Origin of the sequence: Microbacterium sp. KHB019 (assembly GCF_037285405.1) — a bacterium.
Classification (GTDB): domain Bacteria; phylum Actinomycetota; class Actinomycetes; order Actinomycetales; family Microbacteriaceae; genus Microbacterium.
The window spans coordinates 13,015-25,996 of the sequence record NZ_JBBDHF010000002.1; the positions used below are offsets into that span (position 1 = coordinate 13,015).

General features: G+C 70.2%; 14 protein-coding genes. 5 read left to right on the top strand and 9 right to left on the bottom strand.

Translation table 11 applies throughout. The features are described from left to right. Nucleotides 1-40 precede the first annotated feature (40 nt). From KHB019_RS06445 to KHB019_RS06455, 3 genes are all read left to right on the top strand, one after another. Complete coding sequence (locus tag KHB019_RS06445) at nucleotides 41-901, top strand: spermidine synthase (protein ID WP_230101446.1); 861 nt, start codon at nucleotides 41-43, stop codon at nucleotides 899-901. A gap of 77 nt (nucleotides 902-978) precedes the next feature. Next, a complete protein-coding gene (locus KHB019_RS06450; RefSeq protein WP_337458414.1) occupies nucleotides 979-1,506 on the top strand; it encodes a hypothetical protein in 528 nt (175 codons plus the stop codon). A 34-nt stretch (nucleotides 1,507-1,540) separates the two neighbouring features. Beyond that, nucleotides 1,541-2,029 (top strand): SprT-like domain-containing protein, encoded by a 489-nt coding sequence (locus KHB019_RS06455; RefSeq protein ID WP_230101448.1) that lies wholly within the window; start codon nucleotides 1,541-1,543, stop codon nucleotides 2,027-2,029. Between the two features lie 168 nt (nucleotides 2,030-2,197). Here the strand turns inward: KHB019_RS06455 and KHB019_RS06460 are convergent, their stop codons facing one another. Continuing rightward, a complete protein-coding gene (locus KHB019_RS06460; RefSeq protein WP_230101449.1) occupies nucleotides 2,198-2,809 on the bottom strand; it encodes a TetR/AcrR family transcriptional regulator in 612 nt (203 codons plus the stop codon). Between the two features lie 60 nt (nucleotides 2,810-2,869). Here KHB019_RS06460 and KHB019_RS06465 point away from each other — a divergent pair, with 60 nt between their 5' ends. Together KHB019_RS06465 and KHB019_RS06470 are read left to right on the top strand one after the other, a co-directional pair. Then, on the top strand, nucleotides 2,870-3,712 hold the full coding sequence (locus tag KHB019_RS06465) for a sugar phosphate isomerase/epimerase family protein (protein ID WP_337458415.1): 843 nt from the start codon (nucleotides 2,870-2,872) through the stop codon (nucleotides 3,710-3,712). After that, nucleotides 3,709-4,836 (top strand): Gfo/Idh/MocA family protein, encoded by a 1,128-nt coding sequence (locus KHB019_RS06470; RefSeq protein ID WP_337458416.1) that lies wholly within the window; start codon nucleotides 3,709-3,711, stop codon nucleotides 4,834-4,836. Before KHB019_RS06465 ends, KHB019_RS06470 begins: the two co-directional genes overlap by 4 nt. Before the next feature lie 155 nt (nucleotides 4,837-4,991). Here KHB019_RS06470 and KHB019_RS06475 read toward each other — a convergent pair whose 3' ends face one another. The 8 genes from KHB019_RS06475 to KHB019_RS06510 form a co-directional block, all read right to left on the bottom strand. Beyond that, a complete protein-coding gene (locus KHB019_RS06475; RefSeq protein ID WP_337458417.1) occupies nucleotides 4,992-5,648 on the bottom strand; it encodes a 2-phosphosulfolactate phosphatase in 657 nt (218 codons plus the stop codon). 139 nt (nucleotides 5,649-5,787) lie between these two features. Further along, entirely contained in the window at nucleotides 5,788-7,266 is a 1,479-nt protein-coding gene (locus KHB019_RS06480; protein WP_337458418.1) for an ABC transporter permease, read from the bottom strand. After that, the gene (locus KHB019_RS06485) at nucleotides 7,263-8,024 is read right to left on the bottom strand and encodes an ABC transporter ATP-binding protein (RefSeq protein WP_230101454.1); all 762 of its coding nucleotides are present in this window, start codon (nucleotides 8,022-8,024) and stop codon (nucleotides 7,263-7,265) included. Before KHB019_RS06485 ends, KHB019_RS06480 begins: the two co-directional genes overlap by 4 nt. A gap of 95 nt (nucleotides 8,025-8,119) precedes the next feature. Next, the gene (locus KHB019_RS06490) at nucleotides 8,120-8,755 is read right to left on the bottom strand and encodes a response regulator transcription factor (RefSeq protein WP_337458419.1); all 636 of its coding nucleotides are present in this window, start codon (nucleotides 8,753-8,755) and stop codon (nucleotides 8,120-8,122) included. Next, a complete protein-coding gene (locus KHB019_RS06495) occupies nucleotides 8,752-9,993 on the bottom strand; it encodes a sensor histidine kinase (RefSeq protein ID WP_337458420.1) in 1,242 nt (413 codons plus the stop codon). Before KHB019_RS06495 ends, KHB019_RS06490 begins: the two co-directional genes overlap by 4 nt. 70 nt (nucleotides 9,994-10,063) lie before the next feature. Continuing rightward, nucleotides 10,064-10,855, bottom strand: a complete 792-nt coding sequence (locus tag KHB019_RS06500; protein WP_337458421.1) for a class I SAM-dependent methyltransferase — start codon at nucleotides 10,853-10,855, stop codon at nucleotides 10,064-10,066. Between the two features lie 66 nt (nucleotides 10,856-10,921). After that, entirely contained in the window at nucleotides 10,922-12,058 is a 1,137-nt protein-coding gene (locus tag KHB019_RS06505; protein ID WP_337458422.1) for an AMP-binding protein, read from the bottom strand. A gap of 18 nt (nucleotides 12,059-12,076) precedes the next feature. Further along, nucleotides 12,077-12,976, bottom strand: coding sequence for a 1,4-dihydroxy-2-naphthoyl-CoA synthase (locus tag KHB019_RS06510; protein ID WP_337458423.1), 900 nt, complete (start codon nucleotides 12,974-12,976; stop codon nucleotides 12,077-12,079). Between the last annotated feature and the right edge of the window lie 6 nt (nucleotides 12,977-12,982).

A 12,982-nucleotide genomic window follows, 5' to 3' on the forward strand; every position in this document is an offset into this window, starting at 1 on the left:
ACACGCGCTCCGCCCGCCCGCCGGAAGTAGGCTCTGAGCCGTGGGACGCACACGCGCTCGGGATGCCGAGCATCCAGAGGCACGCCTCGAGCACGGCGGTGTGGCGACGGTCATCCCCTCGGACTTCACGTCGGGCTTCGAGCTCGTCGTCGACGGCACGCCGCAGTCGCACGTCGATCTCGACGATCCGACCCACCTGCATTTCGAGTACATCGTGCGCATGGGCGCCGTCATCGACCAGCTTCCTGTGGGACCCCTGACCGCCGTGCATCTGGGCGCCGGAGCGCTGACGATCCCGCGCTACGTGGAGGCCACGCGACCGGGTTCCCGGCAGCAGGTCATCGAGCTCGAGGCGCCGCTGGCGGCTCTCGTCCGCGAGCACCTGCCGCTGCCCCGCGGGGCGTCGATCCGCATCCGGATCGGTGATGCCAGGGCCGGTGTTGCGAAGCTGCCTGGCGCGCTGGTCGGGTCCTGCGACCTCGTCGTCTCGGACGTGTACTCCGGAGCTCAGACGCCGGCGCACCTGACCAGCGTGGAGTTCTACCGTGAGCTGTCTGCGCTGCTCGCCCCCGGCGGCGTGCTGCTCGTGAACGTCGCCGACGGACCAGGTCTCGCGTTCGCCCGGCGCCAGGTCGCGACCATCGCGCACGTGCTCCCCGAGGTCGCGCTGCTGGCGGACACGCAGGTGCTCAAGGGCCGCCGGTTCGGCAACCTCGTGATCGCGGCATCCGCCGCTCCCCTGCCGACCGAGTGGCTGCCGCGGATGCTGGCCGCAGGTCCGCATCCGGCGAAGATCGCCCAGGATGCCGAGGTCGCGGCCTTCGCGAAGGGCGCCAGCATCGTCACCGATGCGGATGCCGTGGCATCCCCCAAGCCCGACGCGTCCATCTTCCTGCGCTGAAATCGTCCTCCGGGGCGCGCCGAGCCGCCGTCTGCCGGAGTCGGAGGCAGACTGAGGATGCTGCGAGAGGAGAGCACGTGGGTTACATCAAGGGTTACGACTCAGAGACTCTTCGCGAGCAGGTCGATACGGCCGAATGCGCCGCACGGCTCGCCGAGATCGAGGAGCAGCGCAGTCTTCCTGCCATGCTCGAGCGGGTGTGGCTGCTGAAGGTTCTGGACCGGCTGGACGAGGCTCTGACGCTGTCCGACGAGTCGGTGCGCGTGGCTCGCATGGCCGGTACGCGCAAGGACGTCCTGCGGTCCCGCGTGCTGCACGCGACCATCCTGCAGTACCGAGGAGCGCACGCCGCCGCCGAGCAGGAGCTGCAGACCTGCGCCGCTGAGGCCGAAGGTCAGCGGTGGGCAGGGATCGCCGCGTTCGCGCACCAGAACCATGGTCGCAACGCCTTTGAAGCCGGCGACTTCGATCAGGCGCGCGAGAGCTTCAAGCAGGCGCTGTTCCTGCGCCGCGAGGCCGGGGCGTCCGACGCGGAGCTCAAGAGCGTGCTGCTGTCGATCGAAGCGGCTGAGCGCCGCCGCAGCGGTCAGCTCGTCGCCGGCTGAGCCGGATGTCGCCGGCCTGATCTAGCGTGGGAGCATGTCCGATCTGAACCGCGTGCGCGTGTGGGCCGAGGCGCTCATCCGGCTGCACCTCGACGAGACGTGGTCGTTCGGGTTCGACAACGCCAAGCGCCGCGCTGGGCAGTGCGACTTCCGCACCAAGCGGATCACGGTGTCGCGGTATCTCGCGGCGCGGTTCGAGGACGACGACATCCATCAGGTGCTGCTGCACGAGGTGGCTCATGCGCTCGCCGGGCACCGGGCAGCACACGGTCCTGCGTGGCGCCGCGTCGCCCGCGATCTCGGGTACATCGGTGGAACCACGCATCACGGCGAGACCGCAGAAGAGCTCGCGCCGTGGGTCGGCACATGCCCGGCCGGGCACGTGACTTACCGTCATCGCCGCCCGAGCCGGGCGACGTCATGTGCGAAGTGCTCGAAGGCCTACGACCCGCGATTCGAGTTCGCCTGGGTCCGCCGCGAGATCTCGTCCGCCGTGCGCCTGGCCGCGCGCACCCCGCGCTGACGCTGAACGCCTCGTCCCCCCGGGTTGTCGCCGTCGCGCTGCTGTTCCCTGGTTCGCGTTGCTGTCCACGCTGCTGTTCCCTGGTTCGCGCTGCTGTTCCCTGTCCACGCTGCAGATACTTCTGCAGCGTGAGCGTATTTTGGCCGCGCGACGTGCGGCTCGCCCACGTCAGGGCTCGAGCAGCGTCGCGAGGACCCGGAGTGTGTCTTCCAGCTCGATCGACGGCTCCAGCAGCCACTGGATCTGCAGACCGTCTGATGCCGCGATGATCAGAGCCGCGATCTGCATCGGATCGACGTCCGTCCGCACCGTGCCCTGCCGCTGCTCGGCGCGCAGTCGCTCGGCCAGGTCGAGCCGGAGACGCTCGAAGCGTTCGGTGAAGTACGCCTTTCCGAGTTCGCTGCTGCTCTCCAGCGACGCGGCGACCAGAGTCGAGTAGAGCTTCACGAGCCCCGGGACCCTGACGTTCTCGCTCGCCGCATGCACCATCACGTCGACGGCGGTGCGCTGGGCGTCGACGGCGGCATCCCCATCCGAGCCCGCCCCCTGGTGCGCGTAGACGGCGATCAGCAGCTGTTCGCGGGAGTCGAAGTAGTGCAGGAGCGCCGCGTGGGATACGCCGATGGCCGCTGCGATGCTGCGCAGCGAGGTGCCGTCCGCGCCGCGCTCGCGGAACACCTCGATCGCCCTGTCGAGAATCTCGGTGCGTCGGGCCACGCCCTTGGCATACGAGCCGCGCCGCCCGATCGACGGCGTCGGCGCGTGCTGTTCGGGGTCCACGTGGACACTGTATCGCGCTGACTCTGGAGTAAACCTCCACATGGAGGTATTGTGTTCGCCATGACAGATCCCACCAGCTCCGCTCTTCCGGAAGCATCCGTTCAGCTGTACTCCCTCGCGACCGAGTTCTCGGCCGACATGCACGGCTCACTCGAGCGCCTCGCTGCGATCGGATTGAAGAACGTCGAGGCGTTCGACTTCGTCCGTCGCCCCGCCGAGATCCGCTCGGCTCTGGATGCCACGGGCCTCGCCTCCCCCACCGGACACGCACCGCTGCTGTCCGACGAACTGTGGACGCCGGACGGCTCGATCCCGACCCCCGCACCCGAGGTCGTCTTCGAGGCCGCGGCCGCCATCGGCATGACCACCGTCATCGACCCGTTCGTCGAACCCGAACGCTGGCGCACCGAGGACGGCGTGGCCGACATCGCCGAGCGCCTCAACCGCGCAGCCGACGTCGCATCGACCTTCGGCCTGACCGTCGGTTACCACAACCACGCGCAGGAGTTCGTCGCCTCCTTCGACGGAGTCACGGCGTACGAGCGGTTCCTGTCCCTCACCGACGAGCGGGTCGCGATCGAGCTCGATCTCTTCTGGGCCCTGACCGGCGGACAGGATCTTCCCGCGCTCGTGAAGCGCATCGGATCCCGTCTGGTCGCCGTGCACGTCAAGGACGGGGTCGTCCCCGCCACCAACCCGTGGGCACCGGGCGAGGGCTCTTTCGCCTCCGACAGCCTCGATCAGCGGCACCCGGGCGCCGGAGACGTGCCGCTCGCCGAGTCGCTGCGCGCTGGTACCGGCATCCGCTTCGCCGTGATCGAGTACGACCACGCACCGGGCGACGTCTTCGAAGACGTCGCTGCCGGCTACGCGTTCCTGCGCGATGGAGGGTTCGTCGCATGACCGGACCAGTGAACGTCGCGCTCATCGGGGCCGGCGTCATCAGCGACACGTACCTGCAGAACCTCACGTCGTTCCCCGACATCCGTGTCGTCGCGGTCGGCGACCTGCTGGTGGATCGAGCGCGGGCGCAGGCCGAGAAGTACGGTGTGCCGGCGTGGGGCACCGCCGACGACGTGCTCTCGAACCCCGACGTCGAGGTCGTCGTCAACCTGACGATCCCGAGCGCGCACGTCGAGATCTCGTCGCGCGCCGTGCAGGCGGGCAAGCACGTCTGGACCGAGAAGCCGCTCGGACTCGACCGGGAGAGCACCCGGCAGCTGCTGCAGTATGCCGAGGCAGCAGGCGTCCGCGTCGGCTCGGCGCCAGACACGATCCTCGGACCGGGCTTCCAGACTGCGAAGCGCGCGATCGCCGAGGGCGTGATCGGCACACCGCTGTTCGCGCAGACGTCGTTCCAGACGCAGGGGCCCGACCTCTGGCATCCCAGCCCGGCATTCCTGTTCGCGCGCGGCGCCGGCCCGCTCCTCGACATGGGGCCGTACTATTTCTCGGCGCTCGTGAGCCTGTTCGGCACGATCGATCGCGTTGCGGCGGTCGGCTCGAAGGCCGCCGAGGACCGCCGAGTCCACACCGGGCCTGATGCCGGCACGCTGTTCCCCGTCGAGGCGCCGTCGACCATGCAGGTGCTCACTGCCTTCGAGGCCGGGCAGCACGCGCAGAGCACGCTGAGCTTCGACTCGGCGCTCGAGCGACACGGCGTCGTGGAGATCCACGGTACGGAGGGCTCGCTCGTGATCCCCGACCCGAACATGTTCGAGGGACGGTCGGCGTACGTGAAGCCGCTCGGGATGCTGCGCGACGGCATGTCGACGGATCAGCCGTGGATCGAGCTCGAGCAGACCGGCGTCGTCACCGGACGCGGTCTCGGCGTGCTCGACATGGTCCGCGCGATCGCGGAGGACCGCCCGCACCGCGCTTCCGGCGCGCTCGGCTTCCACGTGCTGGACGCCCTGCTCGGGGCCGAGGAGTCCGCCGCCAGCGGCGAATTCGTGCGCATCGAGAGCTCCGCCCTCGTGGTCGAGCCGATGCCGGCGGACTTCGATCCGTTCGCGGCGACACTGTAGGTGGTCCTCGCGGGGCGCTTTCGACTCGTCGCTCCGCTCCTCGCTCAAGCCGTTTCGACTTCGCGGCCCCCGGCCGCTGCGCTCAACGACCCGCAGCACCTGCCCCCGCGGGTCGTTGAGCGGACGAGCCAAGTCGAAGCCTTCCCGCCCGCCCGTCAGACGAACGCGACGAACACGCCTCCGTCGAGCACCGGCACGACGTCGGTCGCGTCGACCTCGGCGGCCGCCTTCGCGTCGGCGGGGACGAGCCCGGCTGCCTCGATCTCGGCGGTCGCCGCCACGCCCTCGGCGATCTCCTTGGCCGATCCGGATGCCGTGAGCAGGTGCCTCATCGCCCGGCGCAGTCCCCGCGCCGACTCGCAGGCAGCGGCGGCTTCCGGCGAGGTGTGGTCGGCCCCGAGATCGCTGAGCGCGGCGATGATCGTGCCGGCGCCGAGCAGGTCTTCGACGGCGAAGCGGAGGTCACCGGCATCCGTCAGCTCGCCCGCCGCGATCACGGCGACCGAGGTGCGCTGCTGGCGCCGGTTCTGGATCTCCAGCACCGTCCGCGCCGTGGCCGAGGCGTTGCGGAGCGAACCGATGAGCACGGTAGCCTCTCCTGCCGCTGCGGCGACGGCGGCTCCGTTGCGCGACCAGGCCGTCGCATCCGCGAGTGAGACCGTGCCGCCGGCTGCCACGGCATCCGTCACGGTCGACGAGAAACGCAGCACGTCGACGACCACGACGATGTCGGCGGGCGCAAGGCGTTCGAGCCCTGCGACTCCCCACTCGAAGCGGACCTGGTACGACGACTGATCGAACGGCTGGGGCATTGCTCCAGCCTATGACCGCGATCGCCGAGCCCCCGTCTTCATGTCGAGGCCCCGTCATGATCACGTGCGCAGGACGGGGCCTCGGTATTAAAGCGGGGGATCGGCGCAATGAGGGGGCGACGCCGGCCGAGCGTGGCGCTCAGTCGACTGCGAGGGCCTCGACCGGCGCGACCTTCGTCGCGAGTCGCGTCGGAGCCGCAGCCGCCACCAGCGTCAGCACGGCCGTCGCGAGCACGATGACGACGACGGGGATCCACGGCACGGCAGGCGCCACGAGCCCCGCGGTCTCTTCGAAGAACGGCGGCATCCGAACCGATCCGAGCAGTGACTGCGCGGCGATCCAGCCGTAGACGACCCCCAGAAGCAGCCCGGTGACCGTGGCGGTGACGGTGATGTGCAGCGCTTCGAGCAGGATCATCCGGCGCACTTGCCCGTTCGACAGGCCGATTGCGCGCAGCAGTCCGAGCTCTCGCCGGCGCTGGACCACGCCGATCGTCAGCAGGTTCACCAACCCGACGGCGGCGATGACGGCCGAGATTCCGACGAGCACCATCATCACGGCTGCGAAGCTGTCCATGATGGTCGCGAACTCGGAGTCGAGCTCCCCGCCGGCGGCCTTGGTCAGCAGCACCTTCACCGACTCGAGGGCGACGGCGAACATCGTCACGAGCGTCACGCCCATCACGACGCCGATGGCCATGCGGCTCGAGCGCTCCGGGTAGCGCAGCGCGTTCTCGGCGGCCAGACGCGCCGTCGCAGAACGACCGAACAGACGCCCGACCAGACGCAGCAGCGGGGGCATGACGAGCACGGCGGCGAGCGAGATTCCCGTGAAGGACAGCAGTCCGCCGAAGAACGCGATGATCACGCCGAGCGGGGTGACGAGCCCCACGAGCACGCCGAACGCGAGCAGCGCAGCACCCAGGATCAGCAGAATCAGGGCGCCGACGTGTCGGGCGGGGCGTGCCGCGGCATCCTCATGCGAACGCTCCACCGAACCGCCCAGAGCCTGCAGCGGTGTCACCGAGAGCACCCGGCGCGAACCGACCCATGCCGCGGCCCACGTCGTCAGCACGACGCCGACCGCCGGAATCAGGATCGCCGGCTGCACGAGCGTGAAGTCGGCGACCTCACCGAGGAACTGACCGGCGATCTGGATGCCGGACGTCGCGACGAGGAGACCGGCGACCAGGCCGATGGCGGCGCCGAGCGTCCCCACGATGAAGCCGTGCCCGGCGACCTCGGTGCGCTGCGAGCGCGCCGTCGCACCGATCAGTCGCATCAGCGCGATGCGCCGCGTGCGACCGGCGACGATGGTGGAGAACGTGTTGGCCGTGACGATCGCGGCCACGTACAGCGCGACGCCGATCAGCAGCACCGAGAGGATCGCGACGACGACGGCGAGCGTGCCGCTGTCGCCGATGTACGGGTCTGACTTCAGCATCGCACCGATGTAGGCGGTCGCCTCGACGAGGACCACGCCGAACGCCGACGAGAGAGCAGCGACGAGGATACTCGCCCCCATGCCGCGGTCGCGCAACCAGCCGAGTCGAGGCCCCGTGGCCGCCGTCTCCGGGACGATGCCGGACACGATGCCAGGCGTCGCGACGGCGCTCATGCCGCCACCTCGGCGGCGAGCATGTACGCCGCGATCTGCTCCGCACTCTGGCGGGGGTGGTCGGCGACGATGCGGCCGTCGCCGAGGAACAGCACCCGGTCGGCGTGGCTCGCCGCGATCGCGTCGTGCGTGACCATGGCGATCGACTGCCCGTGCTCACGGCTCGCGGTGGCGAGCAGCTGCAGCACCTCGCGTCCGCTGCGCGAATCGAGGTTTCCGGTCGGCTCGTCGGCGAAGACGAGGTCGGGGGCGGTGGCGAGAGCTCGGGCGATCGCGACGCGCTGCTGCTGTCCGCCGGAGAGCTCGTGCGGCCGGTGGCTCAGTCGCGTCGCGAGGCCCAGGCGCTCGACGAGGCCGTCGATGCGTGCGCGCTCGATCGCGCTCGGGCGGCGGCCGTCGAGTTCGAACGGCAACAGGATGTTGCCGAGCGCGTCGAGCGTGGGGACGAGGTTGAACGCCTGGAAGATGAAGCCGACGCGGCGGCGCCGCAGGATCGTGAGCTCGAGATCGCCGAGACCCGTGATGTCGGTGTCGCCGATCCACGCGCGCCCCTGGGTCGGAGCATCCAGCCCCGCCATGATGTGCATGAGCGTCGACTTGCCGGAGCCGGACGGCCCCATGATCGCCGTGAACTGTCCGCGGCGGATGCCGACGCTGATGTCGCTGAGTGCGTTCACCGCGCCGTCACCCGCGCCGTAGGTCTTGGTCAGGTGCTGGACGCGGGCTGCGAGCCCGAGGTCGCTGGTCGTGATCTCCATGCTTCTCACGCTATGAAGAGCGGATGCCGCACCGCATCGCCCGTGCGTAGCATCCGCCTACATCGCAAGGATGATCCGCGGGGCCGCGAGGCGGATCAGGCCAGTCCGTGCTCGAACGCGAAGACGACCAGCTGCACGCGGTCGCGGAGCGAGAGCTTCGTCAGGATGCGGCTGATGTGCGTCTTCACGGTCGCCTCGCTGAGGAACTCGCGTCCGGCGATCTCGGCGTTCGACAGCCCGCGGGCGGCGAGCGCGAAGATCTCCTGCTCGCGGTCGGTGAGCGCCGCGAACGACTCCGGCACGGGACGAGTCTCGGCCGTGAAATGTGCGAACAGCTCGCGGGTGGCGGATGCCGCGATCACGCTCGACCCCGCGTGCACGGTGCGGATCGCAGCGAGCAGGAACTCCGGGTCGGCGTCTTTCAGCAGGAATCCGCTCGCCCCCTGCCTGATCGCCCGCGCCGCGGCCTCGTCGAGGTCGAAGGTGGTGAGCATGACGACCCGCGGCGGCTCCGGCCGCGAGAGGATCTCGGCGGTCGCGGTGAGCCCGTCCATCACCGGCATCCGGATGTCCATGAGCACGACGTCCGGACGGCTCGTCGCGACGGCAGCCAGCGACTCCTGCCCATTGCCGGCCTCGCCGACGATCTGCATGTCGGGCTGTGACGAGACCAGCATGCGGATGCCGGCGCGGAACAGCGCCTGATCGTCGACCAGCAGCACCCTGATCATGCGTCTCCTCGCGATTCGATCGTCACCGGAGCGACAGCGCCGCTCCGGATCGGCCCGCCGTTCCCGATCGGAAGTGTCCCACGGACGACGAAGTCGCCGCCCTCGCGCTGAGCACCGAGCGTCCCGCCGATGAGCTGCGCCCGCTCGCGCATGCCCACGATGCCGTGTCCGCCGTGGGTCGCAGGCGTCCCCTCGGCGTCACGGGCGACGTTGCGCACTTCGATGTCCACACGGTCGGCCAACCAGGCTAGACGCACGTCGACCACTCCCCCTGCGCCGTGCCGGATCGCGTTGGTCAGCGCCTCCTGCAGAATCCGGTAGACCGCGAGCTGCACCGCGGCCGGTGGCTCGCCGGGCGGCATCGGGTCGACCGTCACCCGGGGCTCGACACCCGACTGCCGCACCTGTTCGAACAGCTGCTCGAGGTCGGCGATGGTCGGCTGCGGGCCCGCCCCCTGCCGGTGGCGGAGCTGGGTGAGCAGCATCCGCACGTCCGACAGCGCAGCGCGCGCCGTCTGCGAGACCGTGCCGAGGGTCTCGGTGGCGATCCGCGGATCGGATGCCGCGGCGTAGCGTGCTCCGTCTGACTGAGCGATGATGACCGCGAGCGAGTGGGCGACGACGTCGTGCATGTCGCGGGCGATGCGCACGCGCTCCTGCTCCTCCGCCGCTGCGACCTCCGCGCGCGCCTGGGCGTCACGGGTCGACCGCCAGCGCAGCATCATGCGCCATCCGAAGCCGCCGAGCCACGGGGCGCCGAGCACGAGCGTGCTGATGACACCGAAGAGGACGATGTTGAGGATGCTGCTGAGGGTGCTGACTCCGGCCAGCAGACCGTTGACCAGCACCATGTACCCACCGGCGACGAAACCTCCGACGAGCACGGAGGCGAGGCCCGCCCAGAATGTCCTCGTTCCACCCCACGCGGCCGTGGCGTAGAGCACCCCCAGGATCGCGATGTTGATCGGCAGCGGACCGAGCCCAGCAGACATCTGCACGAGCGCACCGACCCACGCGACGGCGAGCGCGAGCCCGGGCGAGAGCCGACCGATCGCGACAGCGCCGCATTGCAGCACACCCGCGATGAGCGCCGCCGCGATCCCGACCGGTTCGGCGACGAGCGGGCTGAGGCTGCCAGGAGCGTAGAACGCCAGCGAGGTGGGCATGACGACTGCGAACAGCACGAACGCCCCGACGATGTCGAGGACGAGCGCGGTGCGGGACAGCGGGCGGATCACCCTCTCACGTTACGTGAGGGTCCCCGGCGCGGCATCCGTCTGGGGATGTATCCCCCTCGATCGACGGCGTTCAGGCCCGCGCGATGATCTCGCCGTGCGGCACGAGGAACCAGCCGTCGCCGTCGTCCGCCCACGCACGCCAGGCGTCGCTGATGCCCTGCAGTTCGGCGCGCGTCGCCATGTTCGCGTCGACGAGCTGGCGCGCCAGCGCGGAGTCGAGGATGCGGTCGGCCCACATCCCGCCCCACCAGGCGCGCTCCTCCGGCGTCGCGTAGCACCACGTGGATGCCGTCGCCGTGACCTCCTCGAAGCCGGCAGCCCGCGCCCAGGACAGCAGGCGCCGTCCTGCGTCCGGCTCTCCGCCGTTCGCGCGCGCTGCCTCGAGGTACAACCGCAGCCATTCATCGAGCTCCGGCAGCAGCGGGAACCAGTGGAAGCCGGCGTAGTCCGCGTCGCGGGCCGCGACGACCCCACCCGGCTTCGCGACCCTGCGCATCTCGCGCAGCGCCCGGACGGGGTCGGCGACATGCTGCAGCACCTGGTGCGCGTGCACCACGTCGAAGGAGTCGTTGGCGAAGCTCAGCGCATGCACGTCCTCGACCGCGAAATCGACGTTCTGGATGCCGCGATCCGCGGCGAGCGCACGCGAGAGCGCCAGCTCTGCGTCGCCGATCTCGGTCGCGGTGACGCGGGCGACGTGGGCCGCGAAGTCCATCGTGATCGTTCCCGGCCCCGCGCCGACGTCGAGCAGGCGGGCGTCGGTGTGCAAGTGCGGTCGCAGGTACTCCGCCGAGTTCGCGATCGTACGGTTGCTGTGCGAACGCAGCACGGACTCGTGATGTCCGTGGGTGTAGGTGGCCATCGCCCCAGTTTCGCACCTGCGCGAAGCGAGATATGCGGCGATGCGGCGGGCGAGGCCCGCTCGTGCTCAGCGCAGCTCGGTCGCGATGCGGCGGATCGCCTCACGGTCGGGCTTGCCCGAGGGCAGAGTGGCCAGCTCGTCCACGAGGATCAGACGGGCCGGCCGCGCCGGCTTGCCGATCTCGTCGGCGACGGCCGCGCGTGCATGCTCGAGCTGCTCGGACTCGCTGCGGCGGAGCGCCTCGCCGCGCTGCACGACGATGACGGATGCCTCGCCCCACTGCGCATCGTCGACCCCGACGACCACGGCGCCGGTGAGGCCGGGGATCGCGCGGACGATCCGTTCGACGCGGTCGAGCGAGATGTTGATGCCGCCGGAGACGATCACGTTGTCGGCGCGGCCGTGGACCCGAACCACGCCGTCCTCGACGATCCCGAGGTCGCCGGTGCGGTACCAGCGGATGCCGTGCTCGTCACGCGTGAACGTGCGGGCGGTGAGCGCCGGGTCGCCGAGGTAGCCGTCTGCGAGCATCGGGCCGGCGATCTGCAGCTCGCCGTTCTCGACGCGAACCGCGACGGTGTTCAACGGGATACCGTCGTACACGCATCCACCGCTGGTCTCGGTGGAGCCATAGGTGCGCACGAGCTTCGCGCCGACCTCGGTCGCACGATCGCGCACCGGCTGCGGCAGCGCCTGGCCTCCGACGAGGATCGCCTCGTACGCCTGAAGTGCGGCGAGCACGGCGGTGTCGTCCGCGGCGTCGAGCAGGGTCGAGATCTGCGCGGGTACGAGCGAGGTGAACAGCGGGCCGCCGGGAAGCATCGCCAGCGTCGCCTCGGCGAACGCGCGCGGCGAGAACCCGCCGTCGAGGACGACCGGGCTGGTGCCCGAGACGATCGATCGGACGATCACCTGGAGACCGGCGACATAGCCCGCAGGCAGCGCGAGCAGCCACCGGCCGGACCCGATCCGTTCGGCTGTCGCCTCGGCGCCCGAGCGCAGCGCCTCCGCACTCAGGATGACGCGCTTCGGGATGCCGGTCGATCCGGATGTCCCGATCACCACGGCCGTGCCGTCGGCGACCTCGCTGGGCTGCTCGCCCAGCATCCCTAGTCCGATCGCAGGGCCGCCGCCGAGCGCGCGTTCGAGCTCTCTGTGCAGCTGCGCGGCGTCATCCGCCGAAGTGGTCACGAGGCGGGTCATTCGGCTGTCCTTCCCGCGTCAGAAGTGCCAGGGGAACGACGACCAGTCCGGGTCGCGCTTCTCGAGGAACGAATCGCGGCCCTCGACGGCCTCATCCGTGCCGTAGGCGAGGCGGGTGGCCTCGCCGGCGAACACCTGCTGTCCGACCATCCCGTCGTCGACGGCGTTGAAGGCGAACTTCAGCATGCGGATAGCCGTCGGCGACTTCGTCAGCACCGTTCGCGCCATCGAAAGCGCCTCGCGCTCCAGATCCTCGTGCGGGACGACCCTGTTCACAGAGCCCATCTCGTACGCGCGCTGTGCGGAATACTCCTCGGCGAGGAAGAACACCTCGCGGGCGATCTTCTGGCCGGTCTGGCGCGCCATGTAGGCCGAGCCGTATCCGGCGTCGAAGCTGCCGACGTCGGCATCCGTCTGCTTGAACCTGCCGTGCTCGCGCGATGCGATCGACAGGTCGCAGACGATGTGCAGCGAGTGTCCTCCGCCCGCAGCCCAGCCGGGGATCACGGCGATGACGACCTTCGGCATGAACCGGATCAGGCGCTGCACCTCGAGGATGTGCAGGCGGCCGGCACGGGCCGGGTCGCCGACCGATGTCTCGTCGTCGCTGTACTTGTACCCGTCGCGTCCGCGGATGCGCTGGTCGCCGCCGGAGCAGAACGCCCAACCGCCGTCCTTCGCACTCGGCCCGTTGCCGGTGAGCAGCACGGCGCCGATCCTCGGGTCCTGACGGGCGATGTCGAGCGCCCGATACAGCTCGTCGACCGTATGCGGGCGGAAGGCGTTGCGGACCTCCGGCCGGTTGAACGCGATGCGCGCGATGCCGCCGTCGTGCGTGACGTGCGCGGTGATGTCGGTGTACGCATCGGCGCCTGGTGCGAGCACCCATTCGGCCGGGTCGAAGAGATCGGAGACCATGGCTCC